Genomic DNA, 26962 nt, shown 5'->3' with positions numbered 1-26962 from the left:
CGGCGGCCGGCGCTTTCGCACGCCCACGCGCGCGTGCCGGTCCCGGAAGGGCTCAACCCTTCCCGCTCACCCGCCCCTGCAGGAGCCGGGACAGCGCCGCGTGGACGTCGTCCAGGGAGCGCTCCGGCTGGAAGGACTTCCAGTCCAGCGCGGCCACCAGCACCATCCCGACCAGTGCGGCCGCCGTCAGCTGGACGTCGATCTCGTCGCTGAACTCGCCGTTCTCCACGCCCTCGCGCAGCACGCCCTCGACGACCGCGACGGCCTGCTGCCGGACCACCATCAGCGTCGACTGCCAGGCCCGGTTGGTGCGCCACAGCTCCGCGACGTAGAGCTGGGTGAAGGCCGGGTAGCGGTCGATGAAGACGAGGCCCGCGCGGACCATCGCGTCCAGCGCGTCGACCCGGCTGCCGCCCTCCCGCGCGGTCTGCTCGGCGGCGTCCTTCAGGGAGGCGGTGAGCAGGCCCACGCCGTGCCGCAGCAGCTCCTCGAAGAGGACCGACTTGCTCGCGAAGTTGTAGTAGACCGTGCCCTTCGCGACGCCTGCCCGTTCGGCGATCTCGTCCACCGTGGTGGCCGAGAAACCCTGCTCGGCGATGAGCGTGACGGCGGCCTCGTAGAGCTTCTGCCGGGTGGCCTCACGGCGTGTGCTGCCGCCCGTGGTGCTGCTGCTTTCCATGGTCCTGATTCTCACAGGAACGGCGGCCCCCGCGGGCACGGAAGAAGAGGTCATCGATGCCTCACAGGCTCAGCTCGGGATGCAGGCGGTCCAGCGTCCACACCTGGCGGCGCCGGGCCGAGAGCGCGGTGAGCGCCAGGGCACCCGCCGTGAAGGCCACCAGGACGGCACAGGCCTGCCACACCGGTCCCAGACCGCCGCCCGTGATCAGCCGCCGCAGCGCCGACACGACATAGCTCATCGGCAGGAACGGGTGGATCGCGTTGAAGAAGCCCGGGCTGGTCTGCACGGGATAGGTGCCGCCCGCCGAGGTGAGCTGGAGCATCAGCAGGGCGAGGACGAGGATCCGTCCCGCCGCCCCGAAGCGCGCGTTCAGCCACTGCACGATCGCCGCGAAGCAGGCCGCCACCAGGAACAGGAACCCGACCGTCCCGGCCGCGCGGACCATCTCCAGGCCGATCGCCCAGTGCAGTACGGCCATCAGCGCGGCCGTCTGCAGCACCCCGACCGCGACCACCGGCAGCCAGCCCGCCAGCGCGATCCGCCAGGCCGCCGAACCGGCCGCCAGGGCACGCCGGTTGAGCGGCTGGATCAGCATGTAGGCCACCATCGCGCCGACCCACAGGGAGAGCGGGATGAAGTACGGGGCGAACCCGGTGCCGTAGTTGGGCGCCTTGTGCAGGTCGTGCGAGGCGAGCTGGACCGGGTCGGCCATCACCCCGGTGCGCTCGTCGCGGTCCTGCTTGTCGTAGTCGGGGATCTTCGCCGCGCCGTCGTGCAGGCCGCCGGCGAGCGTGTTGGACCCGTCGGCGAGCTTGTACATCCCGCCGTCGAGGTCGTAGGCGCCGGACTCGAGCCTGCCGAGGCCGCTGTCGAGGCCGGTGGCGCCGGTGACGGCCGTGCCGAGTCCGGTGTGCAGCTTCGCGGCGCCCGCGGCCACCCGAGCCGCGCCCTCGTTCAGCCTGTCGATCTTCTTGACGGCGTCGGCGACGTCCTCGGCGAGGTGCGGGGCGCGGTCGGCGAGGGCCCGCGCCTGGGTCTGGAGCGTGCCGAGGTTCGCGTCGAGCGTCTTCAGGTCGCCGTTCTGGTCGGCGATCAGCGTGTTCAGGTCGTCGGCGACGGCGGCCACGTCGTCGGCCGCGTCCCTGGCCTTCTTCAGGTCGGGGCAGACCGGGTCGGTCAGCAGGTCCGCCGAGCAGCGCGCCGCGTAGACCTGGTCCAGGGTCTCGGCGGCCGCGTGGGCGGTCTTCGCGGCCGCCGGAGCGGTCTTCACCAGGACGCCCAGGTTGTCGCGGACGGTCTGTGCCGAGTCGGCGACCAGCCGGGCGGTGTCACCGATGGTCTTCTCGTTCTGCGCCAGGTACGGGCCGACCTTGCCGTAGACCCCGTCGACCCGGTCCGCCAAAGCCTGGGTGCCGTCGGCGACCTGCCGCGAGCCGTCCTCCAGCGTGCCCGCGCCCGTGTCCAGCTTCCGGATCCCCTTGGCGAGCTTCGCGCTGCCGGTCCTGGCGTCCGTCAGGCCGTTCGCCAGGTCCTTCGACCCCTTCTCGGCCTTCCCGATGCCGCCGGCGAGGGTGTCGGCGCCGTCGGCGGCCTTCACGGTCTGCCCGTGGATGTCGGCGAACGAGACGAAGATCCGGTCCAGGAAGGACCGGGACGCCTTGGTGGACGCGGCCGAGCGCACCTCGTTGAAGACCGTGCGGGAGATCTGCCCGACGATGTAGTTGTTCGCGTCGTTCGTGCGCACCTGGAGCGCGCCGGTCTGCGGGGAGTCGCCCGCGCTGGAGGCGATGCGCGCGCTGAAGTCGGCAGGCACGGTCAGCGACAGGTAGTACGTGCCGTCCTCGACGCCCCGGCGGGCCTCGGCGGCGCTCACCTCGTGCCAGTCGAAGCTCTTGCTGTCCCTGAGCCCGGCCACGATGTCGTCGCCCGCGGTGACCCGCTTCCCGCTCGCGGTCGCCCCCTTGTCGTCGTTGACGAGCGCCACGGGGACGCGGTCGAGGCGGCCGTAGGGATCCCAGAACGACCACAGGTACAGCGCGCCGTACAGCAGCGGCAGCACCAGCAGGGCCACCAGGGCGGCACGGGGCAGCTTCCCCCGTCCGAAGCGCCTGAGCTCAAGCGCGGCCAGTCGCGGCGAGCGCATCGCCGGCCTCCTCGTCTTCCGACTCTTCCGACGCTTCCGACTCTTCGGAGGTCTCCGTCGCCCCGGTGCTTCCGGTGCGCACGACGACGGCCCCCGTCATCGCCTGTCCGCACACCGCCACCACCGTCGTCCCGGCCTCGGCGATGGACGCCAACAGCGCCCGCACCTGGTCCCGTTCGGACTCCGACAGCTTCAGGTCCGCGTCGTCCACGGCCAGCAGCCGCGGCTTCCCGACCAGCGCCAGCGCCACGGACAGCCGCAGCGCCTCGATCCGCTCCAGATCCCGTACGGCGGTCCGGGCGCCCTTGGGCAGCGACTCCAGGTCGAGCCCGGCGGCGGCCAGGGCGTCGTCGATCCGGTGCTGTGCCCGCGCCCTGCGCTCGGTGCGCGGCCGCACCAGATCGCGCAGGGAGTCGCCGAACCGGCGTTGCAGCAGGGCCCGTTCGCGCAGGTGCTCGCCGACGGTCAGGGCGGGTTCGAGGTCGGTGACCCCGGCCACGTTGGCCACCGCGCTGACCCGCCGTACCGCCGCGAGCTGCTTGGGCAGCCGGGCCGCGCCGACCGTCGCGGTGCCCTCGGTGGCCTTCATCCGGCCGGTGAGCGCGAGCAGCAGACAGGTGCGGCCGGAACCGGACGGCCCCTCCACCGCGATCAGCGCGCCGGGCCCGGCGTCCAGGGAGATCCCCCGGAACGCCCAGCCCCGCGGCCCCTTGAGCCCGAGGCGCTCGGCCGTGACAGGTACGCCGTGCACAGGTTCCCCCCTGCATTCTCTTCGGAAGCGGGCATTCTTTTGAACTGACTGGTCAGTGCAAAAACTACTCCGAACCTACGATCGAAGCAAAACCCCAGGTCAGAACGGACTGTCAGTGCCATACCCCACGATGGGCACATACGGCACCCCGTGTGAGGGCGCCGTCACTCAGACGACAGGAGGTTCGTCATGGCCAACTCGTCAGCGTCCGCCGCCCACCGGCGCCGCGCCACCGGCCCTGCCCCCTCACTGACCGGCCCGGCGAGCGATGTGCACCCCGTGCTCCGCCGGGCCACGGCCCCGCCCGCCGCCCTCGACCTGCTCACCCAGGCCCGCGCCGCACTGGACGAGGCCGAACTGCTCGACACCCCCAACGAGCGCTACGCGACAGCCCACCTGGCCGCCCTGCGCACCGCCGCGGCCGTGCTCGCCGCCCGCGCCCGCCCCGAGACCTCACCCCGGCGCCGGGCGCGGATCCGCAGTGCCTGGGAGGTGCTCCCCGAGGTCGCGCCCGAGCTCACCGAGTGGAGTGCCCTGTTCGCCTCCGGCGCCGCCCGCCGGGCCCGCGCCGAGGCCGGCATCCAGGGCGCGGCGGGCCGCCGGGACGCCGACGACCTGATACGGGACGTGGCGATGTTCCTCCGGATCGTCGAGCGGATGCTCGTCCTCCAGCCGGTCCTGCCGCAGCCGCGCCGGCAGGACGGGGAGCGGCCGGCCGGTGCCCCGGGAAGGGAGCTGCCCGACGCGGGATGACCAGGCAAGGCGGCGAAGGCATCGGGCGGCGGAGGCAATAGGGTGGAGAGCGCCTGAAGCCTTCCCTCCTCCCGCATCCCGGGCCCGGGAAGGCACCGAGTTCGCGCCGCCGGGCAACAGGCGGTGCCGCGCCGAGGAGTCAACTGCCGTGCCGGACCCCACTCGACCCCGCGCTTCTCTCCGTACCGCCGTGGTCTGGGAGGTTCTTCAGGACGCCCTCGACCGCCGGGTCAAGGCCACCGGCCGGGACGCGCTGGACGTCCTGGACACCGGCGGCGGCAGCGGCAACTTCGCCGTCCCCCTGGCCCGCCTCGGCCACCGCGTCACCGTCGTCGACCCCAGCCCGAACGCGTTGTTCGCGCTGGAGCGCCGGGCCGCCGAGGCCGGCGTGGCCGACCGGGTCAAGGGCGTCCAGGGTGACGTCCTCGGCCTGTTCGACGTGGTCGAGCGCGGCGCCCATGACGTGGTCCTCTGCCACGGCGTCCTGGAGCACGTCGACGACCCGGCCGAGGGCGTGCGCAACACGGTGGCCGCGCTGCGCACCGAGGGCGTCCTCAGCCTGCTCGCCGCCGGGCTCGGCGGGGCCGTGATCGCCCGCGCCCTCGCCGGGCACTTCACGGAGGCCAAGCAGGCGCTGGAGGACCCCGACGGGCGCTGGGGCAGCGGCGACCCGATGCCGCGCCGCTTCACCGCCGAGCAGCTCACCGGCCTGGTCGAGGGTGCGGGCCTGGCCGTGACCGCCGTGCACGGTGTGCGGGTCTTCGCCGACCTGGTCCCCGGGGTCCTGGTGGACACCGAGCCGGGCGCCCTGGACGCCCTGCTCAAGCTGGAGGCCGCCGCGGCCGAGCTCCCCGCCTTCCACGCCGTCGCCACCCAGCTGCACGTGCTCGGCGAGACACCGGGTGCCGCAGAGGTCTGAGATTCTCCTGAGACGAGCCCCCTGATCAGGGGCTCGACAGCGGATGGAGTACGCCACAGGCCCCCCGATCGAGGGGTTTGCGCCGTATGATCGAGGGAGACCAACCCGGCATGACGGGTCGGCCGCCGGGGAATGGAAGCCTCAGCGAGCCGGGACTGCCATGGCGGGTTCCGGTTGGCCAATTGGCCTAGAGGGGCGGGTTTCACGGGGGCGATTCCCTGCCTATCCTGAAGGGACCCCCCGGGTCGCCCCGGCGACTGCACGATGAGGAGGACGCCGTGCCGCTCTCGGAGCACGAGCAGCGAATGCTTGAGCAGATGGAGCGAGCGCTGTACGCCGAAGACCCCAAGTTCGCGACAGCGCTTGAGGGAAGCGGCCTGCGGACGTACACCCGGCGCCGGGTCTACCAGGCGGTGGCCGGCTTCCTCGTGGGTATCGCGCTCCTCATCGCCGGAATGGTCGTCCAGCAGGTCTGGGTCAGCGTGGTGGGATTCCTCGTCATGCTGGGCTGCGCGGTCCTCGCCGTCACCGGCTGGCGCAAGGCCCCCAAGCCCGGCGAGCAGCCCGCAGGCCCGCAGGCCCGCCGCCAGGGCCGGCCGAAGCGTTCCATGATGGACCGCATCGAGGAGCGGTGGCAGCGCCGCCGCGACGAACAGGGCCGCTGACGGCTTCGCCGGAGGGGCCGACGGGCTAGACAGAGCGTGACTGAGGGGTGACCATCGGCTGGTGGTCACCCCTCAGGCCTTGTTCGGTCGGCCGGAGCCGAGGACACCTTGCTGCGGGCCGTGAGTCACTGCGGGCCGGTGGGGGAGGCACCCTGCAAGCGCCGGTAAGCGACCCGACCCCCCGCGCGCCAGCCCCCCCCGTCAGCCCTCCTGCTCCGACGGCTTTCGCAGGGTCGGCCTGGCCGCGGCCAGCCGATCCCGCAGCCGGGACCGGGCTGCCGACGCCGCCCACACCGCGCGCACGCTGGACCGCGGAGCGAACAGCGCCCGCAGGCGCGCGGGCACACCGACCGTGCCGTTGAACGCGGCCGTCACCCGGCGGACGTCGTCCGCGAGGCCCGCCGCCGGCCGCGGCCGTGGCGCGTACAGCACCTGTTCGACCGCGTCCGCCACCCGGTGCACCGAGGCCGCGGTGGCCGGATCGAGACGGCCGAGCCGGACGATCCGGGCGGCCGCGTTACGCGGGGTCTGCGACTCGTCCGGCAGGATGCCGAAGTCCCAGGCGGTGTCGGTCAGTTCCAGCCAGACCGCCAGCGTGTGCGCCGCCACACCCTGGGGCGTACGGTCGTGCGCCCCGAGCCGGCGCGCCCGTGCCCGCTGCCGGTACAGCATCGGCGACAGCGGCACCGCCAGTACCGCGAGACCGCCGAGCGCCCACAGGGCCAGCTGCCACCACGGCGGCCCGCCGTCGCCGCTCGGCACCGCGGCCGCCGCGGACGGGCTGGCGCAGGCGTCCTGCCTGCGCAGCTGCGGCGTGCAGCTCTCGCTCTGCGAGGCCGAGGCCGAGGGCGCGGCCGAGGTGCCCTTGGAGGGCAGGGTCTCGTCCGGCAACGAGGAGCCGGGCGTCTGCGACACCGTGTACGACGGGGTCGTGCCCCGGGTCGGGGTCGGCTCGAAGCGGGTCCAGCCCACGCCCTCGAAGTACAGCTCCGGCCAGGCGTGCGCGTCCTTCAGGCCCACCGACACCGTGCCGTCGGCCTGCGGGGTGCCCGGTGCGAAGCCCACCGCGACCCGGGCCGGGATGCCCAGCGTCCGGGCCATCGCGGCCATCGCGAAGGAGAAGTGCACACAGAAACCGCGCTTCTGCTTCAGGAAGTTCGCGATCGCGCCCTCGCCCCGGCCGACCTCCACCTGGGTGTCGTACTGGAAGCCGCCCGTCACCGCGAAGTAGTCCTGGAGCTTGACCGCCTCCTCGTAGTGGTTCGCCGAGCCCGCGGTGACCTCCTTCGCCGTCTGCGCCACCACCGACGGCAGCGAGGAGGGCACCTGGGTGTACTCCTTCTTCATGGCCGCCGACGGCTCCGGCGCGGCGGCCAGCTGCTCCGCCGTCGGCTGCACGTCCAGGCTGGTGACCTGGTAGGTCTCACCGCGCGTGTTCTGCCCGTGGTCGCCGACGAGGGTCATCCCGACCGGCTCGTAGCGCCAGGTGCCGGCCACCTTCACCCCGCTCGGCGGGTACGGCATCGGCAGCCAGTCCTGGGCGTACCAGTCGGCGGCCGCGATCGTCGACTTCACCGTCGTCCGCCTGACGTCGGCGCCCAGGCCGGCCGGGGTCGGGAACGTGCCCGGCACGCTGGTGATGTGCCGCTGGGCAGGCTTCCAGGTGGTGCCGTCGAAGTCGTCCAGGGAGACGATCCGCAGGTACAGGTCGGAGACGTCGTCGTTGCTGGTCCGCACGGACAGCACCTGGCGGTCCTCGTCCACGTTGAGGCTGTCCCGCAGCGACACCAGCGGGTTGACCGCGGAGATCGTGCCGCCGTTCCCGTTGCCCACGCCGACACCGGTGCCGGCGCCGTCCAGCAGGCCGCCCTGGATCGAGGGCATCGCGAACGGCACGAACAGGGCGACGCCCAGCACGGCGAAACCGATCCGGCGCCCGGTGCGCACCGGGGCCACCGCACCGCTCTCCTGGCCGCCCGGGGCGCGCGCGGCCCCGCCGAACACCCGGCCCCACTGGGAGAGCCGGTCCCGGCCCTCGGCGAGCAGCAGCATCAGATAGCCGGCCGCCGCCACCAGGAACCACAGCCAGTCGGTCGGCCCGTCGGAGAGCCCCGCCGCCACCGAGTACAGCGCGAGCAGCGGCAGCCCGGCCGGGGCCGCGCTGCGGAAGGTCACGGCGAGGGTGTCCACGACCAGCCCGACGACCAGCACCCCGCCGATCACCATCAGCCGGATGCCGGGCGTCAGCGGCGCGGGTATCGCGTACCGGCTGACGTCGTCCGAGCCCTGCTGCAGCAGGTCGCCGAGGTACCGGAAGGTGTCCGGGCCGGGGATCAGCCCGGCGATCGCGTGACTCCGGGCGAAGACCACGGTCAGCATCAGCAGGGTGGCCAGGGCCTGCGCGGCCACGGTCAGCGACCGGGCCAGCGGCACCCGCCGGGCGGCCGCACCCACGCCCGTCTGGACCGCCAGCAGGAACGCCGCCTGGAACAGCCAGGTCACCGGGGAGACCAGCGGCAGCAGGGCGCAGGAGGCCATCAGCGTCGCCGCCGCCGCGGTGAGGGCGAGCCGGGCCCGTCCGCTCATCGCCGTGCCTCCCCGCCCAGCGCGGCCAGCCCGGCGCGCTCCCGGTCGGCCTGCCGCCACAGCTCGGCCACCGAGGCGCCGCGTGGCACGCTGACGGCCGTCCAGCCCGACTCGCGCAGCATCCGCAGCCGCTCCTCGTGCGCGTTGCCGGGGGCGGGCACGTCGGTCGGCTCCCTGACCCAGGTGTCCGGGTCCAGCACGAAGGCCACGGCGCCGCCGCTGCGCTGGCGCATCTTCACGGCCACTGTCGCCTGTTCCTCGTCGAGGTCGCCCAGGAAGGCCACCAGCAGCCCCTCGTTCCCGCCGCGCAGCACGTCGTAGGCCCGGGACAGGCCCGTGCCGTCCGAGTGGTCGATCACCGCCAGGGTGTCCATCATCAGCCCGGCCGCCTCCGCCGACTCCTGGCCGGTGCCCGCGAAACCGTCGGCGCCCTCGCCGGGCACCGAGTTGCCGGTGTCCGTCAACAGCCGGACCGAGAAGTTGCGTTCGAGCATGTGGACCAGGACCGAGGCGGCACCGGACACCGCCCATTCGAACGCCGAGTCGGGGCCCGCTCCTTCGTAGGCGCCGCCCCGGGTGTCGAGGAGCACCGTGCAGCGGGCGCGCTGCGGCTGCTCCTCGCGGCGCACCATCAGCTCGCCGTAGCGGGCGGTGGAGCGCCAGTGCACCCGGCGCAGGTCGTCGCCGTAGCGGTAGCCGCGCGGGATCACGTCGTCCTCGCCGGCCAGGGCCAGCGAACGCTGCCGCCCGTCGCCGTACCCCTTCGCCTCGCCGCTGAGCCGGATCGGCGGCAGCGGCTCGACCTTCGGGATGACCGTCAGGGTGTCGAACGTCGAGAAGGAGCGGGTCAGTTCGCACATGCCGAACGGGTCGGTCAGGCGCAGCTGGAGCGGGCCCAGCGGATAGCGGCCGCGCAGGTCCGAGCGGACCCGGTAGGACACCTCGCGGCGGCCGCCCGGCTCCACCCGGTCCAGGACGAAGCGGGGGCGCGGGCCGAGGACGTAGGGCACCCGGTCCTGGAGCATCAGCAGGCCGGTGGGCAGCCGTGAGACGTTGTCCATCCGCAGATGGACCCGGGCCTCGCTGCCGGCCGGCACCCGCGCGGGGGAGAGCCGGCGGCTGCCCGCCACCCGGTAGCGGGTGCGGTAGAGCACGGCCGCGCAGATCAGCGGCAACACCGCGAGCAGCAGCCCGACCCGGCGCAGGTCGGCCTGGCCGAGGATGTACGCGCAGATCACCGCCGCGATGCCGGCCGCGAGGAAGGACCGGCCGCGGGTGGTCAGCCCGGCCAGGGCCGTGCGGATCCCGCCCGTCTCCTCGCGGCCGGCCTCCGCCGGGGTGCCCATCACAGACTCCGCGGGGGCTGCTGGGGGTACGCCGGCACGCCGCGGCCCAGACCGCCGAAGCCGGTCTGCTGCTGGGGGGCGGCGGGGACCGGGGTGGACTGCAGGATCTCCTGCACGACCTGCTCCGCGGTGCGCCGGTTGAGCTGGGCCTGGGCGGTGGGCAGCAGCCGGTGCGCCAGGACCGCCACGGCGAGCGCCTGCACGTCGTCCGGCAGCGCGTACTCCCGGCCGCTCAGGGCCGCGGACGCCTTCGCCGCGCGCAGCAGGTGCAGCGTCGCGCGCGGGGAGGCGCCGAGTCTGAGGTCGGGGTGGGTACGGGTGGCGGCGACCAGGTCCACCGCGTACCGGCGGACCGGCTCGGCGACATGGACCCCGCGCACGGCCTCGATCAGCTTCACGACGTCATGGGCGTGCGCCACCGGCTGGAGGTCGTCGAGAGGGTTGACCGCGCCGTGGATGTCGAGCATCTGCAACTCGGCCTCGACACTGGGGTAGCCCACCGAGACGCGGGCCATGAAGCGGTCGCGCTGGGCCTCGGGCAGCGGGTAGGTGCCCTCCATCTCGACCGGGTTCTGGGTCGCCACCACCATGAACGGACTGGGCAGTTCGTAGGTCTGCCCGTCGATGGTGACCTGCCGCTCCTCCATCGACTCCAGCAGCGCCGACTGGGTCTTGGGCGAGGCGCGGTTGATCTCGTCGCCGATCACGATCTGCGCGAAGATCGCACCCGGCTTGAACTCGAAGTCCCGGCGCTGCTGGTCCCAGATGGACACGCCGGTGATGTCCGACGGCAGCAGGTCGGGCGTGAACTGGATACGCCGCACCGTGCAGTCGATGGACCGCGCCAACGCCTTCGCCAGCATCGTCTTGCCCACGCCCGGGACGTCCTCGATCAGAAGATGTCCCTCGGCGAGCAGCACGGTCAGCGAAAGCCGTACGACCTCGGGCTTGCCCTCGATCACACCCTCCACCGAACTGCGGACCCGCTCCACAGTGGCGGTCAGATCAGTGAGGCTCGCTCGATCGTCATAGGTCGTCACCCGGCCCTCCTCGGCCCGTTATTGCCCGGCCGGCGCGTCGTCTCGCACAACCGGCCCACCCCGAATCACGGACACCACGCGTGAATGGTTCCGCGCGACGTCTCACACCGCATTCTTGCTGCCGTTACCGATTCGTGTCACTCGCCTGTGGACAACTGCCCGCAGTATGTCGGTCTTGCGGCCTTTCGACCGCCTATTCGACAGCGGGCCGACAGCCTGAGGCGGGCCCGTTCCGGGGTGCGCGGTCTGCTCGGCGGGCCGAAGCGTCGCGTCGGCGCGGGGAAGGGCGGGGCAGGGCGGGGAAAGAGGAGGCGGGCCCGGCTGCATGTGGTGCGGGCAGCCGGGCGCGGGGATCCGGTCAGGCCGGGTCGATCTCGCGGAGGAGGCCGGTGCGGACGTCGAAGACGAAGCCGCGCACGTCGTCGGTGTACTGCAGGAACGGCGAGGTGCGCACCCGCTGCATGGACTGCCGGACGTCCTGGTCGACGTCCCGGAAGGACTCCACCGCCCAGGCCGGGCGCTGGCCGACCTCCATCTCCAGCTCGGTGCGGAAGTCCTCGGTGAGGGCCTCCAGGCCGCAGCCGGTGTGGTGGATCAGCACGATGCTGCGGGTGCCGAGCTTGCGCTGGCTGATGGTGAGGGAGCGGATCACGTCGTCGGTGACCACGCCGCCGGCGTTGCGGATGGTGTGGCAGTCGCCGAGCTGCAGGCCGAGCGCCTTGTGCAGGTCGAGGCGGGCGTCCATGCAGGCCACCACGGCCACGTGCAGCACGGGCCGGGCGTCCATGCCGGGGTCGGTGAAGGCGGACGCGTAGGTCCGGTTGGCGTCGACCAGGCGATCCGTCACGGTGCCGTCCGTGGTTATGGCGCCTTCGGATCCAGTGGGAACTGCTGCGGAAGTCGTCATAGTCATGACGTTACTGGTCACGCGTGGTCACGGCCTCCTGTGAGAGGGGACAAAGAACGTCATCGTGGCTTGTTGTGAGCTAACCCACACGGAGGGCAAACCAGGGCCGCACGGGTGATTCCCGATGAATCCCCGCCCCGGCCCGGACGCCGTACGCGCCGCGCAGGCCGGTTGATTGACCGCGCGACACGGTGGACTAAAGTGACGCGAAGCGGGAGGCGAGACTCTCCCCGCTGGTGAAATCCCCTGGAGACCCCGGCACGGTGCCCGGACCGTCTCCCCACGTGCGCGGTGCGCGTACCGAGCGGGCGGGGACCCGGCGGTGCGTCCCCCGTGCCGGACCTGAGAGGCCCCCTTGAGCCAGAGTCGACACGTCCCGGTGATGCTCCAGCGGTGCCTGGATCTGCTGGCACCCGCCCTGGAGCGGCCGGGCAGCGTGGTCGTCGACTGCACCCTCGGCCTCGGCGGCCACAGCGAGGCGCTGCTGACCCGTTTCCCCGAGGCCCGCCTGGTCGCCCTGGACCGCGACAAGGAGGCCCTGCGCCTGTCCGGCGAGCGGCTCGCCCCCTTCGGCGACCGCGCCACCCTGGTGCACGCCGTCTACGACGAGCTCCCCGCCGTACTCGAACGCCTCGGCATCGCGCGCGTGCAGGGCGTGCTCTTCGATCTCGGCGTCTCCTCCATGCAACTCGACGAGGCCGGCCGGGGCTTCGCCTACGCCCAGGACGCGCCCCTGGACATGCGCATGGACCAGACGACCGGCATCAGCGCCGCCGAGGTCCTCAACACCTACCCGGCCGGCGATCTCGTCCGCGTCCTGTTCCAGTACGGCGAGGAGAAGCAGGCCAAGCGGATCGTCTCGGCGATCGTCCGGGAGCGCGCGAAGGAGCCGTTCACCAACAGCGCCCGGCTCGTCGAGCTGATCCGGGACGCGCTGCCGCAGGCCGCCAAGCGCACCGGCGGCAACCCGGCCAAGCGCACCTTCCAGGCGCTGCGCATCGAGGTCAACGGCGAACTCGCGGTCCTGGAAAGGGCGATCCCGGCCGCCGTGAAGGCCCTCGCGGTCGGCGGCCGGATCGCCGTACTGTCGTACCACTCGCTCGAGGACCGCCTCGTCAAGCAGGTGTTCGCGGCCGGCGCCGCCACCACCGCGCCGCCCGGGCTGCCGGTCGTGCCCGAGCAGTACCAGCCCCGGCTCAAGCTGCTCACGCGCGGTGCCGAACTTCCCACCGAGGAAGAGGTCGCCGAGAACCGCCGGGCCGCTCCGGCGCGTCTTCGGGGAGCCCAGCGCATCAGGGAGGAAGCCGAGTGAGCGAGCGGGGTTCGCGGACCCACCGGAGGACACGTGAGTAGGAAACCCGAGCTGCGGGGGCGGGCGGCCCGGCTCGCCCGGCTCTTTCCGGCCGGCCGTGCCCACCAGGCCGCCCGCACCCCGTTCGTCCTGCTCGTCGTCCTGCTCCTCGGCGGCGGCCTGATCGGCCTGCTGGTGCTGAACTCGGCGCTCAGCGAGGGCTCGTTCAAACTCGACGACCTGCAGAAGCAGACGAAGAACCTCACCGACGAGGAACAGGCGCTGCAGCGGGACATCGACGCCTACTCCGCTCCCGACGCCCTCCAGCGCCGCGCCCGCGAGCTCGGCATGGTCCCCGGCGGCGACCCGGTCTTCCTCGGCCCGGACGGCACCGTGAAGGGCGTCCCCAGCCCTGCCGCCCTCCGGCAGACCACCGCGCCGCCCGCCCCCGAGGCGCTCGGCACGCCGTCCGCCACCGGACCCGCCCCGACGCCCGCCGGCTCCGCGTCGGTGACGGCACCGGCGGCCTCCGCGCCGGTGACGCCGTCCGAGCCGACCCCCGCCCCGGCCCTCACGCCCGGAACGCCCCCGACCACGACCCCCGGCAGGTGACGGAAGTGCCAGACACTTCTGGAAACAGGCAGCCGCCGCGCCGCCGCGTGCCCGGCCCCGCCAAGCCGCCCCGCCCCCGGGACCCCAGGGGTGCAGTCCGGAGCCGGTCCGCCCCCGGTCCCGGCGCGCGCCCGGTCCGCCGCCCGAGCGGACCGCGCCCCCCGGCCGCACCCCCCCTGCGGCTCGGCAGCCCCCGCCCCCGGCTGCGCATGGTCGGCCTCGCCCTGACCCTGGTGCTGATGGTCTTCGTCGGCCGCCTGCTCCAGGTGCAGGCCGTCGACGCCAGCGCGTACGCGGCGAAGGCCGAGCAGAACCGGTACGTCGTGCACACCCTGGCAGCCGAGCGCGGCGGCATCACCGACCGCAACGGCGTGGCCCTGGCGATCAGCGAGGACGCGTACGACATCACCGCCGATCCCACGATGTTCACCGGCAAGCAGCTCAAGGTGGGCGACGGACCCGAGCAGGCCGCCGCGCTGCTCGCCCCGATCCTCGGCAAGAACCAGGCCGACCTCGTCAAGCTGCTGCGGCCGGCCAACAAGGAACTGCGCTACGTCCGGCTCGCCACCCGGCAGACCCCGCAGGTCTGGAAGCAGATCAAGGACCTGAAGGCCGCCCTGACCACCAAGTCGGAGACCGACAAGAACACCGTCAACGTGCTGGCCGGCGTCTTCGCCGACCCGAGCAGTCAGCGCGTGTACCCGAACGGCGACCTGGCCGCCGGGATACTGGGCTGGGTCAACGCCGACGGCAGGGGCGGCGGCGGCGTCGAGCAGCAGCTCGACAAGGAGCTGACCGGCAAGGACGGCAAGATCCGCTACGCCCAGTCGGGCGGCCGTGAGGTGCCCACAGCGGGTTCCACCGAGACCCCGGCGGTGCCCGGCTCCGACGTCGAGCTGACCATCGACCGGGACATCCAGTGGGCCGCGCAGAACGCCATCACCGAGCAGGTGAAGAAGTCCAAGGCGGACCGCGGTTACGTGGTCGTCCAGGACACCCGGACCGGGCAGATCCTGGCGATGGCCAACTCGCCCGGCTTCGACCCGAACGACCTGTCGACGGCCGACGCCGACGCGATGGGCAACGCGGCCGTCCAGGACGCCTACGAGCCCGGTTCCACCGCCAAGGTGATGTCGATGGCGGCCGTCCTGGAGGAGAACGCCGCCACCCCGCTCACGCACGTGGTGGTGCCCAACCGGCTGCACCGCGGCGACCGGCTCTTCAAGGACGACGTCGACCACGCCACCTGGTACCTCACGCTCAACGGCGTGCTCGCCAAGTCCAGCAACATCGGCACCATCCTCGCCACCGGCCAGCTCGGCAAGACCCAGGAACAGGCCAACCAGGTCCTCTACTCGTACCTGCGCAAGTTCGGCATCGGCAGCTACTCCGGGCTCGACTTCCCCGGCGAGACCAAGGGCATTCTGGCCGCCCCGAACAAGTGGTCGACCTCGCAGCAGTACACCATTCCTTTCGGTCAGGGCTTCTCCATCAACGCCATGCAGGCTGCCTCCGTCTACTCGACGATCGCCAACGGCGGGGTCCGCGTCGAGCCGACCCTGGTGCGCGGCGCCAAGGGCGCCGACGGCCGCTTCACCCCGGCCGCCCAGCCGAAGAAGACCCGCGTGATCAGCCAGAAGACGGCCAAGACCCTGGCCGAGATGCTGGAGTCCGTCGTGGACGACGAGCAGGGCACCGGCGCCAAGGCGGCCATTCCCGGCTACAACGTCGCGGGTAAGACCGGCACCGCCAACCGAGTGGATCCGGCCACCGGCAGGTACCGCGGCTACACCTCGTCGTTCGCCGGGTTCGCCCCCGCCGACAAGCCCCGCATCACCGTCTACTGCGCCATCCAGAACGCCACCGCCGGCAGCTACTTCGGCGGCCAGATCTGCGGCCCGATCTACAAGCAGGTGATGGAGTTCGCCCTCAAGACCCTGCAGATCCCACCGACCGGCGCCAGGGCGGCCGACCTGCCCGTCGACTACAAACCCTGATCAGCGCCTCAGCACCTCGCACAGACCACCAGGAACGAGCTCGTGACAACGATCACCCCCGATCCCGGGAACCACGGGATGCCGCGCCCCTCGCCCGCCCTCCCCCAGCTACCGCTGGGAGGTGCCCCCAGCCCGCCACCACCCTTGCAGGACCGCGCTGCGCGCGGGCCCCTTTTTAGCTCGCAGGCGGGTGCGCCCGGTACGCTCACCGCCGTGCCACACGCTGATCAGTCCCAAACCACCCAGAAGGGCGCTTCCGTGACATATCCGGGGCCGCCCAGGCCGGTTCAGGTCTCCGCAACACCCCTCGCGGAGCTCGCCGGTCAGCTGGGTGCCGCCGAGCCGGAACCCGCGCAGAACACGGTCGACGTCACGGGCATCACCCATGACTCCCGCGCCGTCCGCCCCGGCGACCTGTACGCCGCCCTGCCGGGCGCCCGGCTGCACGGTGCCGACTTCGCCGCCCAGGCCGCCGGCCTCGGCGCGGTCGCCGTGCTGACCGACCCGACGGGCGCCGAGCGCGCCGCCGCGACCGGCCTGCCGGTCCTGGTCGTCGACGACCCGCGCGGGCGGATGGGCGAACTGGCGGCCACCATCTACGGCCGCCCGGGCCGCGACCTGCTCCAGATCGGCATCACCGGCACGTCCGGGAAGACCACCACGGCGTACCTGGTCGAGGGCGGCCTCAAGGCCGCGCGCAGCACCGGTCTCATCGGCACGGTCGAGATGCGCATCGGCGACGAGCGCATCAAGTCCGAGCGCACCACCCCCGAGGCCACCGACCTCCAGGCCCTGTTCGCGGTGATGCGCGAGCGCGGGGTCGAGGCGGTCGCCATGGAGGTCTCCAGCCACGCCCTGGTCCTCGGCCGGGTCGACGGCTGCGTCTTCGACATCGCCGTCTTCACCAACCTCAGCCCGGAACACATGGAGTTCCACTCCGACATGGAGGACTACTTCCGGGCCAAGGCGCAGCTGTTCACCCCGGAACGCAGCAGACGGGGTGTGGTCAACGTCGACGACGAGTACGGCCGCCGGCTCGCCCGGGAGGCCTCCGTACCGGTCGTCACCTACTCCGCCGAGGGTCACCCCGACGCCGACTGGCGGGCCGCGGACGTCCACATCGGCCCGATGGACTCGACGTTCACCGTCATCGGGCCCGGGGACGTCCGGATCGCCGCCAAGTCGCCGCTGCCGGGCCCCTTCAACGTGGCCAACACCCTCGCCGCGATCGTCGCCCTCGCCGCCGCCGGACTCGACCCGCAGTCCGCCGCCGACGGCATCGCCGCCGTGCCGGGCGTCCCGGGCCGCCTGGAGCGCGTGGACGCCGGACAGCCCTACCTCGCGGTCGTCGACTACGCCCACAAGACGGATGCCGTCGAGTCGGTCCTCAGGGCCCTGCGCAAGGTCACCAAGGGGCGGCTGCACATCGTCCTCGGCTGCGGCGGGGACCGCGACCGGACCAAGCGGGCCCCGATGGGCGCCGCCGCGGCCCGGCTCGCCGACATCGCCGTACTGACCTCCGACAACCCCCGCTCCGAGGACCCCCTCGCGATCCTCGCGACCATGCTCGAAGGTGCCGCCTCGGTGCCCGCCCACGAGCGCGGCGAGGTGCTCCTCTTCGAGGACCGGGCCGCCGCGATCGAGGCCGCCGTCGCCCGCGCGCACCCCGGCGACACCGTGCTGGTGGCCGGCAAGGGCCACGAGCAGGGCCAGGACATCGCCGGCGTGATCCGTCCCTTCGACGACCGCCAGGTCCTCCGCGAAGCCATCCGGAAAACCCAGGGATGAAAATCCAGAAGACCCAGGGGATGAACTTGTGATCGCCCTCTCTCTCGCCGAGATCGCAGAAGTCGTCGGCGGGCAGACGCACGACATACCGGATCCGTCCGTCCAGGTCACCGGGGAGGTCGTCCGGGACTCCCGCGAAGCGGGGCCGGGCAGCCTGTTCGCCGCCTTCGTGGGGGAGCGCGTGGACGGCCACGACTTCGCCCGGCAGGTCGTGGACGCCGGCGCGGTCGCCGTCCTGGCGTCGCGCCCCGTCGGCGTGCCCGCGATCGTCGTGGACGACGTCCAGACCGCCCTCGGTGCCCTCGCACGTCATGTTGTACGGCGGCTCGGCGCGACCCTCGTGGCGCTGACCGGCTCGGCCGGCAAGACCAGTACCAAGGACCTCGTCGCCCAGGTGCTGCGCACCAAGGCGCCGACCGTCTTCACGCCCGGCTCGCTCAACAACGAGATCGGGCTGCCGCTGACCGCCCTGTCCGCCACCGAGGAGACCAAGTTCCTGGTGCTGGAGATGGGCGCCCGCGGCATCGGCCACATCCGCTACCTCACCGATCTGACGCCCCCGAAGGTCGGCCTGGTCCTCAACGTCGGCACCGCCCACATCGGCGAGTTCGGCGGCCGGGAGCAGATCGCCCAGGCGAAGGGCGAGTTGGTGGAGGCGCTGCCCGCGGCCGAGGACGGCGGGGTCGCGATCCTCAACGCGGACGACCCGTTGGTGCGGGCCATGGCCTCCCGTACCAAGGCGAAGGTGGTCCTTTTCGGAGAGTCGGCCGAAGCGGACGTACGGGCCGAGAACGTACGACTCACGGACACGGGACAGCCCGCGTTCAGCCTTCACACACCCTCCGGTGCAAGCGATGTGACCATGCGCCTGTACGGTGAGCACCACGTGTCGAACGCGCTCGCCGCGGCCGCCGTCGCCCATGAGCTGGGCATGTCCGCGGAAGAGATCGCCCTCGCGCTCTCCGAGGCGGGCTCCCTCTCCCGCTGGCGTATGGAGGTCACCGAGCGCCCGGACGGCGTGACCATCGTCAACGACGCCTACAACGCCAACCCCGAGTCCATGCGAGCCGCGCTGCGCGCGCTCGCGGCCATGGGCACAGCCTCACAGGCAAGGGGGGGACGCACGTGGGCGGTGCTCGGCAAGATGGCCGAACTCGGGGACGAGGCGCTCGCCGAGCACGACGCGGTCGGACGGCTCGCCGTCCGGCTCAATGTCGGCAAGCTCGTCGCCGTCGGGGGAGTGGAAGCCTCCTGGCTGCAACTGGGCGCATATAACGAGGGTTCGTGGGGTGAGGAGTCGGTGCACGTGTCCGACGCACAGGCGGCGGTCGACCTGTTGCGCAGCGAGTTGCGCCCGGGGGACGTCGTACTCGTGAAGGCGTCACGGTCGGTGGGCCTGGAGAGCGTTGCGCAGGCGCTTCTGGAGTCCGGTGCCGAGGGTGTTGATGCCCGATGATGAAGCAGATCCTCTTCTCGGGTGTCATCGGTCTCTTCCTGACGCTGATCGGCACTCCGCTGCTGATCAAGCTCCTCGCCCGCAAGGGCTACGGCCAGTACATCCGTGACGACGGCCCGCGCGAGCACGCCAGCAAGCGCGGTACGCCGACGATGGGCGGTATCGCCTTCATCCTGTCGACGGTCGCCGCCTACTTCCTGTCCAAGGTGATCACCGGCTACGCCCCGACCTACTCGGGCTTGCTGGTGCTCGGCCTCATGTGCGGGATGGGCCTGGTCGGCTTCCTGGACGACTACATCAAGATCGTCAAGCGGCGTTCGCTCGGTCTGCGGGCCAAGGCGAAGATGGCCGGGCAGCTGATCGTCGGCATCTCCTTCGCGGTGCTCTCGCTGCAGTTCCCGGACGCCATCGGCAACACGCCGGCGTCCACCAAGCTGTCCTTCATCACGGACTTCGGCTGGACCATCGGCCCGGTGCTGTTCGTGGTCTGGGCGCTGTTCATGATCCTCGCGATGTCCAACGGCGTGAACCTGACGGACGGTCTGGACGGTCTGGCCACCGGCGCCTCCGTACTCGTCTTCGGCGCCTACACGTTCATCGGCGTCTGGCAGTTCCAGGAGTCCTGCGCCAACGCGATGACCCTGACCAACCCCAACGCCTGCTACACGGTCCGCGATCCGCTGGACCTCGCGGTCATCGCCTCCGCGCTGATGGGTTCCTGCCTCGGCTTCCTGTGGTGGAACACCTCGCCGGCCAAGATCTTCATGGGCGACACCGGTTCGCTCGCGCTCGGCGGTGTCCTCACGGGCCTGGCGATCCTCTCCCGCACCGAGCTCCTCGTCGCCATCATGGGCGGTCTGTTCGTCCTCATCACCATGTCGGTCGTCATCCAGGTCGGCTCCTTCCGGCTCACCGGCAAGCGCGTCTTCCGGATGGCGCCACTCCAGCACCACTTCGAACTCAAGGGCTGGTCCGAGGTCCTTGTGGTGGTCCGCTTCTGGATCATCCAGGGCATCTGTGTGATTGTCGGACTCGGCCTCTTCTACGCAGGATGGGCAGCGGCCAAGTGACCGACTGGCAGGGCAAGCACGTCACCGTCGCCGGGCTCGGCGTCTCCGGTGTCCCGGCGGCCAAGGTGCTGCACGCGCGCGGGGCGATCGTCACGGTCGTCAACGACGGCGACGACGCACGCGCGCGTGAACAGGCCGCCGAACTGGAGGCGCTGGGCGTCACGGTACGGCTCGGTGACGGCGCCACCCTGCCCGAGGGCACCGAGCTGATCGTCACCGCGCCCGGCTGGAAGCCGGACAAGCCGCTGTTCCAGGCGGCCCGCGCGGCCGGCATCGAGATCTGGGGCGACGTCGAACTCGCCTGGCGGCTCCGCGGCCCCGACGCCGCCCCCTGGCTCGCCGTCACCGGCACCAACGGCAAGACCACCACCGTCCAGATGCTGGCGTCGATCCTCAAGGCCGCGGGCCTGCGCACGGCCGCCGTCGGCAACATCGGCGTCTCGCTGCTCGACGCCGTCCTCGGGGACGAGGAGTACGACGTCCTCGCGGTCGAGCTGTCCAGTTACCAGCTGCACTGGGCGCCCTCCCTGCGCGCCCACTCGGCGGCCGTGCTGAACCTCGCCCCCGACCACCTCGACTGGCACGGCTCCATGGAGGCGTACGCCAAGGACAAGGGCCGCATCTACGAGGGCAACCGGGTCGCCTGCGTCTACAACGTCGCCGACAAGCTCACCGAGGAGCTGGTCCGCGAGGCCGACGTCGAGGAGGGCTGCCGGGCCATCGGCTTCACCCTCGGCACCCCGGGGCCCTCCCAACTCGGTGTCGTGGACGGCATCCTGGTCGACCGTGCCTTCGTCGAGAACCGGCAGAAGAACGCCCAGGAGCTGGCCGAGGTCGCCGACGTCAACCCGCCGGCCCCGCACAACATCGCCAACGCCCTTGCCGCGGCGGCCCTCGCGCGCGCCTTCGGGGTGCCGCCCACGGCCGTACGGGACGGGCTGCGGGCCTTCACGCCGGACGCCCACCGCATCGCCCACGTCGCCGACGTGGACGGGGTCGCGTACGTCGACGACTCCAAGGCCACCAACACCCACGCGGCCGAAGCCTCGTTGGCGTCATATGAGTCGATCGTATGGATTGCGGGCGGTCTGGCGAAGGGCGCGACCTTCGACGAACTGGTCGCCAAGTCGGCAAAGCGACTTCGCGGCGTGGTGCTCATCGGCGCCGATCGCGCCCTCATCCGGGACGCCCTCGCGCGACACGCGCCGGAAGTACCGGTCGTCGACCTCGACCGGACCGACACTGGGGCGATGCTCGCGGCGGTCCAGGAAGCCCGGCGACTCGCCGTCGCCGGAGACACGGTGCTGTTGGCACCCGCCTGTGCCTCCATGGACATGTTCGCCAACTACAACAAGCGCGGTGACGCGTTCGCCCAGGCGGTTCGCGAACTCGGCGCCTGACCCGGCCGCCTGCCGGGCGACCTTGGGAGGGACGCGTGGGACCGTCGACGTTCAGCGGAGGCGTTGATGCCCGGTAGCCGCACCGGCCGGCCGCCCGTACAGCGGGCGGTCCGCCGCCCCGCCGCGCCCCGCGCCTCGCGCGAGAACCCGCTGCGGCGGTTCTACACGCGCGCCCACCGGGCCTGGGACCGGCCGCTCACCGCGTACTATCTGATCCTCGGCGGCAGTCTGCTCATCATCGTGCTGGGCCTGGTGATGGTCTACTCGGCCTCCCAGATCACCGCGCTGCAGATGTCGCTGCCGGGATCGTTCTTCTTCCGGAAGCAGTTCCTGGCCGCCTGCATCGGGGGCGTTCTGCTGTTCGTGGCGTCCCGCATGCCGGTGAAGCTGCACCGGGCGCTCGCCTACCCGATCCTCGCCGGAGCCGTCTTCATGATGGCGCTGGTGCAGGTGCCGGGGATAGGGATGTCCGTCAACGGCAACCAGAACTGGATCTCCCTGGGCGGCTCCTTCCAGATCCAGCCCAGCGAGTTCGGCAAGCTCGCCCTGGTGCTGTGGGGCGCCGACCTGATGGCGCGCAAACAGGAGAAGCGGCTGCTGACCCAGTGGAAGCACATGCTGGTGCCGCTCGTTCCGGTGAGCTTCCTGCTGCTCGGGCTCATCATGCTCGGCGGCGACATGGGCACGGCGATCATCCTGACCGCGATCCTGTTCGGCCTGCTGTGGCTGGCGGGGGCGCCGACCCGGCTGTTCGCCGGGGTGCTGTCCATCGCGGGCGTACTCGGTGTGATCCTCATCAAGACCAGCCCCAACCGCATGGCCCGGCTCGCCTGCATCGGCGCCACCGAGCCGAGGAGCGGCGTCGCCGACTGCTGGCAGGCGGTTCATGGCATCTACGCCCTGGCCTCCGGCGGACTCTTCGGATCCGGCCTCGGTGCGAGTGTGGAGAAATGGGGACAACTACCCGAAGCCCACACCGACTTCATCTTCGCCGTCACCGGTGAGGAACTGGGCCTGGCGGGGACGCTGTCGGTACTGGCCCTCTTCGCGGCTCTAGGCTATGCGGGTATCCGCGTGGCCGGACGCACGGAGGACCCCTTCGTGAGGTACGCCGCGGGAGGCGTGACCACCTGGATCACCGCCCAGGCGGTGATCAACATCGGTGCGGTGCTCGGCCTGCTGCCGATCGCCGGCGTCCCCCTCCCGCTGTTCTCCTACGGAGGCTCCGCCCTGCTGCCGACCATGTTCGCCATCGGGTTGCTGATCGCCTTCGCGCGCGACGAGCCCGCTGCGCGGGCGGCGCTTGCGATGCGGCAACCTCGCTTTGGTAGAAAGCGGGGAGCCGGGGGCCCTCCGGGGCCTCGGAGATGGAACACGATGCGACGGCGTGCCTCGGCGGCGCGCTCGTCCGGAGAGCGGTGAATTTCGGTGCATGTCGTACTCGCTGGTGGGGGGACCGCCGGCCACATCGAGCCCGCGCTCGCCCTCGCGGACGCCCTGCGCAGGCAGGACCCCACCGTGGGGATCACGGCCCTGGGCACGGAGCGCGGCCTGGAGACCACGCTCGTCCCGCAGCGGGGCTACGAGCTGGCGCTGATCCCGGCGGTGCCGCTGCCCCGCAGGCCCACCCCCGAGCTGATCACCGTTCCAGGCCGGCTGCGCGGCACCATCAAGGCCGCCGAGCAGGTCCTGGAGCGCACCAAGGCGGACTGCGTCGCCGGCTTCGGCGGCTACGTCGCCCTGCCCGCCTACCTCGCCGCCAAGCGCCTCGGCGTGCCGATCGTGATCCACGAGGCCAACGCCCGCCCCGGCCTCGCCAACAAGATCGGCTCCCGGTACGCCGCCAAGGTCGCCGTCTCCACCCCGGACAGCAAGCTGCGCGACGCCCGCTACATCGGCATCCCGCTGCGCCGCTCCATCGCCACCCTGGACCGGGCCGCCGCCCGCCCCGAGGCCCGGCACCGCTTCGGCCTCGACCCCAACCTGCCGACGCTGCTCGTCTCCGGCGGCTCCCAGGGGGCCCGCCGCCTCAACGAGGTCGTCCAGCAGGTCGCCCCCTGGCTGCAGCAGGCCGGCATCCAGATCCTGCACGCGGTCGGCCCGAAGAACGAACTGCCGCAGGTGCACCAGATGCCGGGAATGCCCCCCTATATCCCGGTAAGTTACCTGGACCGGATGGACCTCGCGTACGCCGCGGCCGACATGATGCTCTGCCGCGCGGGCGCGATGACCGTCGCGGAACTCTCCGCCGTCGGACTCCCGGCCGCCTACGTCCCGCTGCCCATCGGCAACGGCGAACAGCGGCTGAACGCCCAGCCGGTGGTCAAGGCCGGCGGCGGCCTGCTGGTCGACGACGCGGAACTCACCCCGGAGTGGGTGCAGCAGAACGTCCTGCCCGTGCTCGCCGACCCGCACCGGCTCTACGAGATGTCCCGCGCGGCGAGCGAGTTCGGCCGCCGGGACGCCGACGACCTGCTCGTCGGCATGGTGTACGAGGCGATCGCCTCGAGCCGTTAGGACCGTATGACGAAAGGCAAGTGAGCAGCGTGGCCGGATCGACCACCGCCGAACGCGGTGAACGCCAGCAGGAGTCGTCCGGCCCGCCGCTCGTCCGACGGCTGCGGAACCGCCGCTTTCGTAGGATCGTCATTCTGGTGCTGTCCGTGGTGCTCCTCGGCTCCGGCTCCGTCTGGCTGCTGTACGGCTCCCCGTGGCTGCGGGTGCGCCATGTCTCCGTGTCCGGTACGGCCGTTCTGACCCCCGAGGGGGTCCTCGAGGCCGCCGACGTCCCCGTCGGGGCACCGCTGGTCTCCGTCGACACCGATGGGATCGAGGCCCGGCTGCGCCGGAAACTGCCCCGCATCGACACGGTGGACGTCGTCCGTTCCTGGCCCCGCGGAATCGGGCTGAAAGTGACCGAGCGTACTCCCGTACTGCTCATCGAAAAGGGCGGAAATTTCACCGAAGTGGACAAGGAAGGCGTCCGGTTCGCCACGGTTCCCGAGGCACCGAAAGGCGTTCCGGCGCTGGAACTGAGTCTGTCCCGGTCGGGCTCGGCCACCGCCAGCCTGCGCCGGTTCGGCACCGACCGGCTGGTGCGGGAGGCGGTCGACGTCGCGCGTGCCGTTCCGGCCGCCGTCCGCCGGGACACCCGGACCCTCAAGGTCCGTTCCTACGACGACATCTCGCTGGAGTTGGGCGGCGGCCGCGTCGTGGAGTGGGGCAGTTCCGAGAACGGCGCCGCGAAGGCGCGCACGCTCACCGCACTCCTGAAAGCCACCTCCGGTGCCCGGCACTTCGACGTGAGTGTTCCCACCGCCCCTGCGTCATCGGCGAGTTGACGCACATCAGCGCAGGCCAGCACCCTGGTTGGGCACTGCTACGGCTGATCACATAGGGTGAAAAGAAAAACGGGAGGTTCGGCGTGTTCGTTGAACGGGCGCCACTTGTCGACTTAGTGTCCTGTTCAGAAGACTTCAAGGAACGGACACACTGGTAACCCTAAACTTCAACGTTAGGGTTCGGGTCGGCGCTACGGACCGTCCCAATCGGCATCTGCCGTCCCGCGCGGGGCACCGTACGTGGACGGCAACGTAATTCGAGGCGAGAGGCCTTCGACGTGGCAGCACCGCAGAACTACCTCGCAGTCATCAAGGTCATCGGTGTCGGCGGCGGTGGTGTCAATGCCATCAACCGGATGATCGAGGTCGGTCTCAAGGGCGTCGAGTTCATCGCCATCAACACCGACGCACAGGCGCTGTTGATGAGCGACGCCGACGTCAAGCTCGACGTCGGCCGTGAACTCACCCGCGGACTCGGCGCCGGCGCCAACCCGGCCGTCGGCCGCAAGGCCGCCGAGGACCACCGCGAGGAGATCGAGGAGGTCCTCAAGGGGGCCGACATGGTCTTCGTGACGGCCGGCGAAGGCGGCGGCACCGGCACCGGCGGCGCGCCCGTCGTGGCCAACATCGCGCGCTCGCTGGGCGCCCTCACCATCGGCGTGGTCACCCGCCCCTTCACCTTCGAGGGCCGGCGCCGCGCCAACCAGGCCGAGGACGGCATCGCCGAACTCCGCGAAGAGGTCGACACCCTCATCGTCATCCCGAACGACCGACTGCTGTCCATCTCGGACCGCCAGGTCTCGGTGCTCGACGCCTTCAAGTCGGCCGACCAGGTCCTGCTCTCCGGTGTCCAGGGCATCACCGACCTCATCACCACCCCCGGCCTCATCAACCTCGACTTCGCCGACGTCAAGTCGGTCATGTCGGAAGCCGGTTCGGCCCTCATGGGCATCGGCTCGGCCCGCGGCGACGACCGCGCGGTGGCCGCCGCCGAGATGGCGATCTCCTCGCCGCTCCTGGAGGCCTCCATCGACGGCGCCCGGGGCGTGCTGCTCTCCATCTCCGGCGGCTCCGACCTCGGCCTGTTCGAGATCAACGAGGCCGCCCAGCTGGTGAGCGAGGCCGCCCACCCCGAGGCCAACATCATCTTCGGTGCGGTCATCGACGACGCCCTCGGCGACGAGGTCCGCGTCACCGTCATCGCGGCCGGCTTCGACGGGGGCCAGCCCCCGGCCCGCCGGGACAACGTCCTCGGCTCGTCCTCGGCCTCCGCCCGCCGCGAGGAGCCCGCGCCGGCCCGGCGGGAGCCCGAGCGCCCCTCCTTCGGCTCGCTCGGCAGCGTGACCCCGAAGGAGGAGCCGGAGCCGGCGCCCGAGCCGGTGGCCGACATCCCGGTCGCCCCGCCGGTCCCGCCGTCGCGGACCTACACGGACAGCGCGGCCGAGGAACTGGACGTACCGGACTTCCTCAAGTGATCCTTACGACGTGATAGGACAGCGCGAGACCGTGAGCGGCGCGCACTTCGCCTTCACCGACAGGTGGGGCGGGGTGAGCGCCGCTCCGTACGAGGAGCTCAATCTGGGCGGGGCGGTCGGCGACGACCCCGGCGTGGTACGGACCAACCGGGAGATCGCTGCCAAGTCGCTCGGCCTGGACCCCGCCCGGGTGGTCTGGATGAACCAGGTCCACGGGAACGACGTGGCCGTCGTGGACGAGCCCTGGGGAGACCGGCCGGTACCGGAGGTCGACGCGGTGGTAACCGCGCGCCGGGGGCTCGCCCTCGCCGTGCTCACCGCCGACTGCACGCCGGTCCTGCTCGCCGACCCGGCCGCCGGGATCGTGGCGGCCGCCCACGCGGGCCGGCCCGGCATGATCGCCGGAGTCGTCCCCGCGGCGGTACGCGCCATGACGGAACTCGGTGCCGACCCGGCCCGGATCGTCGCCCGCACCGGACCCGCCGTCTGCGGCCGGTGCTACGAAGTACCGGAGGCGATGCGCGCCGAGGTGGCCGCCGTCGAGCCGACGGCGCACGCCGAGACCAGCTGGGGCACTCCGGCGGTGGACGTGAGCGCCGGAGTGCACGCACAGCTCGTGCGCGCCGGAGTGCTCGACCGGGCGCAGTCGCCGGTGTGCACGCTGGAGTCGGGCGATCACTTCTCGTACCGGCGGGACCGCACCACCGGGCGGCTCGCCGGCTATGTGTGGCTGGACTGAT

General features: G+C 71.9%; 22 protein-coding genes. 15 read left to right on the top strand and 7 right to left on the bottom strand.

Translation table 11 applies throughout. The features are described 5' to 3' along the window. Positions 1-52 precede the first annotated feature (52 nt). The 3 genes from ACZ4UV_RS01755 to ACZ4UV_RS01745 all read right to left on the bottom strand — a co-directional run bounded on the left by ACZ4UV_RS01755 (position 53) and on the right by ACZ4UV_RS01745 (position 3576). Positions 53-679: a TetR/AcrR family transcriptional regulator gene (locus ACZ4UV_RS01755; protein WP_390038069.1), complete on the bottom strand. Its 627-nt coding sequence runs from the start codon at positions 677-679 to the stop codon at positions 53-55. A 61-nt stretch (positions 680-740) separates the two neighbouring features. Next, a complete protein-coding gene (locus ACZ4UV_RS01750) occupies positions 741-2825 on the bottom strand; it encodes a YhgE/Pip family protein (RefSeq protein ID WP_467835287.1) in 2085 nt (694 codons plus the stop codon). After that, positions 2797-3576 (bottom strand): ATP-binding cassette domain-containing protein, encoded by a 780-nt coding sequence (locus tag ACZ4UV_RS01745; RefSeq protein ID WP_467835284.1) that lies wholly within the window; start codon positions 3574-3576, stop codon positions 2797-2799. Before ACZ4UV_RS01745 ends, ACZ4UV_RS01750 begins: the two co-directional genes overlap by 29 nt. 189 nt (positions 3577-3765) lie before the next feature. Here ACZ4UV_RS01745 and ACZ4UV_RS01740 point away from each other — a divergent pair, with 189 nt between their 5' ends. The 3 genes from ACZ4UV_RS01740 (at position 3766) to ACZ4UV_RS01730 (ending at position 5913) form a co-directional block, all read left to right on the top strand. Further along, positions 3766-4329 carry an SAV_6107 family HEPN domain-containing protein gene (locus tag ACZ4UV_RS01740; RefSeq protein ID WP_451021871.1) on the top strand — a complete coding sequence of 188 codons (564 nt, stop codon included), beginning with the start codon at positions 3766-3768 and terminating at the stop codon, positions 4327-4329. A gap of 148 nt (positions 4330-4477) precedes the next feature. Then, positions 4478-5248, top strand: coding sequence for a methyltransferase (locus ACZ4UV_RS01735; RefSeq protein ID WP_390038075.1), 771 nt, complete (start codon positions 4478-4480; stop codon positions 5246-5248). Positions 5249-5526: 278 nt separating this feature from the next. Continuing rightward, a complete protein-coding gene (locus tag ACZ4UV_RS01730; protein WP_093504067.1) occupies positions 5527-5913 on the top strand; it encodes a DUF3040 domain-containing protein in 387 nt (128 codons plus the stop codon). A gap of 201 nt (positions 5914-6114) precedes the next feature. Here ACZ4UV_RS01730 and ACZ4UV_RS01725 read toward each other — a convergent pair whose 3' ends face one another. The 4 genes from ACZ4UV_RS01725 to ACZ4UV_RS01710 all read right to left on the bottom strand — a co-directional run bounded on the left by ACZ4UV_RS01725 (position 6115) and on the right by ACZ4UV_RS01710 (position 11792). Beyond that, complete coding sequence (locus tag ACZ4UV_RS01725; RefSeq protein ID WP_451021870.1) at positions 6115-8499, bottom strand: transglutaminase TgpA family protein; 2385 nt, start codon at positions 8497-8499, stop codon at positions 6115-6117. Continuing rightward, the gene (locus ACZ4UV_RS01720) at positions 8496-9845 is read right to left on the bottom strand and encodes a DUF58 domain-containing protein (RefSeq protein WP_451021869.1); all 1350 of its coding nucleotides are present in this window, start codon (positions 9843-9845) and stop codon (positions 8496-8498) included. The genes ACZ4UV_RS01725 and ACZ4UV_RS01720 overlap by 4 nt, the downstream gene beginning before the upstream one ends. After that, positions 9845-10885, bottom strand: coding sequence for an AAA family ATPase (locus ACZ4UV_RS01715; RefSeq protein ID WP_390038081.1), 1041 nt, complete (start codon positions 10883-10885; stop codon positions 9845-9847). Before ACZ4UV_RS01715 ends, ACZ4UV_RS01720 begins: the two co-directional genes overlap by 1 nt. 358 nt (positions 10886-11243) lie before the next feature. Then, positions 11244-11792, bottom strand: coding sequence for a beta-class carbonic anhydrase (locus tag ACZ4UV_RS01710; protein WP_351497005.1), 549 nt, complete (start codon positions 11790-11792; stop codon positions 11244-11246). A gap of 355 nt (positions 11793-12147) precedes the next feature. Between ACZ4UV_RS01710 and rsmH the strand changes: the two genes are divergently transcribed. The 12 genes from rsmH to pgeF all read left to right on the top strand — a co-directional run bounded on the left by rsmH (position 12148) and on the right by pgeF (position 26961). After that, entirely contained in the window at positions 12148-13104 is a 957-nt protein-coding gene (gene rsmH / locus ACZ4UV_RS01705) for a 16S rRNA (cytosine(1402)-N(4))-methyltransferase RsmH (RefSeq protein ID WP_467835279.1), read from the top strand. Positions 13105-13137: 33 nt separating this feature from the next. After that, positions 13138-13695, top strand: coding sequence for a cell division protein FtsL (gene ftsL, locus ACZ4UV_RS01700; protein ID WP_451019393.1), 558 nt, complete (start codon positions 13138-13140; stop codon positions 13693-13695). 209 nt (positions 13696-13904) lie between these two features. Further along, entirely contained in the window at positions 13905-15692 is a 1788-nt protein-coding gene (locus ACZ4UV_RS01695; RefSeq protein ID WP_451019392.1) for a peptidoglycan D,D-transpeptidase FtsI family protein, read from the top strand. Positions 15693-15950: 258 nt separating this feature from the next. Beyond that, positions 15951-17480, top strand: a complete 1530-nt coding sequence (locus ACZ4UV_RS01690; RefSeq protein ID WP_467835275.1) for a UDP-N-acetylmuramoyl-L-alanyl-D-glutamate--2,6-diaminopimelate ligase — start codon at positions 15951-15953, stop codon at positions 17478-17480. Between the two features lie 28 nt (positions 17481-17508). Beyond that, a complete protein-coding gene (locus tag ACZ4UV_RS01685; RefSeq protein ID WP_451019390.1) occupies positions 17509-18936 on the top strand; it encodes a UDP-N-acetylmuramoyl-tripeptide--D-alanyl-D-alanine ligase in 1428 nt (475 codons plus the stop codon). Further along, a complete protein-coding gene (mraY, locus tag ACZ4UV_RS01680) occupies positions 18936-20006 on the top strand; it encodes a phospho-N-acetylmuramoyl-pentapeptide-transferase (RefSeq protein WP_451019397.1) in 1071 nt (356 codons plus the stop codon). Before ACZ4UV_RS01685 ends, mraY begins: the two co-directional genes overlap by 1 nt. After that, a complete protein-coding gene (gene murD, locus ACZ4UV_RS01675; RefSeq protein ID WP_451019389.1) occupies positions 19988-21406 on the top strand; it encodes a UDP-N-acetylmuramoyl-L-alanine--D-glutamate ligase in 1419 nt (472 codons plus the stop codon). The genes mraY and murD overlap by 19 nt, the downstream gene beginning before the upstream one ends. A 66-nt stretch (positions 21407-21472) precedes the next feature. Then, positions 21473-22828 carry a putative lipid II flippase FtsW gene (gene ftsW, locus ACZ4UV_RS01670; RefSeq protein ID WP_451019388.1) on the top strand — a complete coding sequence of 452 codons (1356 nt, stop codon included), beginning with the start codon at positions 21473-21475 and terminating at the stop codon, positions 22826-22828. Between the two features lie 6 nt (positions 22829-22834). After that, positions 22835-23923 carry an undecaprenyldiphospho-muramoylpentapeptide beta-N-acetylglucosaminyltransferase gene (murG, locus tag ACZ4UV_RS01665; RefSeq protein ID WP_294009199.1) on the top strand — a complete coding sequence of 363 codons (1089 nt, stop codon included), beginning with the start codon at positions 22835-22837 and terminating at the stop codon, positions 23921-23923. A 29-nt stretch (positions 23924-23952) separates the two neighbouring features. After that, positions 23953-24747, top strand: coding sequence for a cell division protein FtsQ/DivIB (locus tag ACZ4UV_RS01660; protein WP_467836462.1), 795 nt, complete (start codon positions 23953-23955; stop codon positions 24745-24747). 278 nt (positions 24748-25025) lie between these two features. After that, entirely contained in the window at positions 25026-26222 is a 1197-nt protein-coding gene (gene ftsZ, locus ACZ4UV_RS01655; protein ID WP_181807665.1) for a cell division protein FtsZ, read from the top strand. A 10-nt stretch (positions 26223-26232) separates the two neighbouring features. Further along, entirely contained in the window at positions 26233-26961 is a 729-nt protein-coding gene (pgeF, locus tag ACZ4UV_RS01650) for a peptidoglycan editing factor PgeF (protein ID WP_390038097.1), read from the top strand. The last annotated feature ends 1 nt before the right edge of the window (position 26962 follow it).

Source organism: Streptomyces sp. NPDC028289, from assembly GCF_055565975.1.
This window is presented reverse-complemented; position numbering and strand designations above follow the sequence as displayed.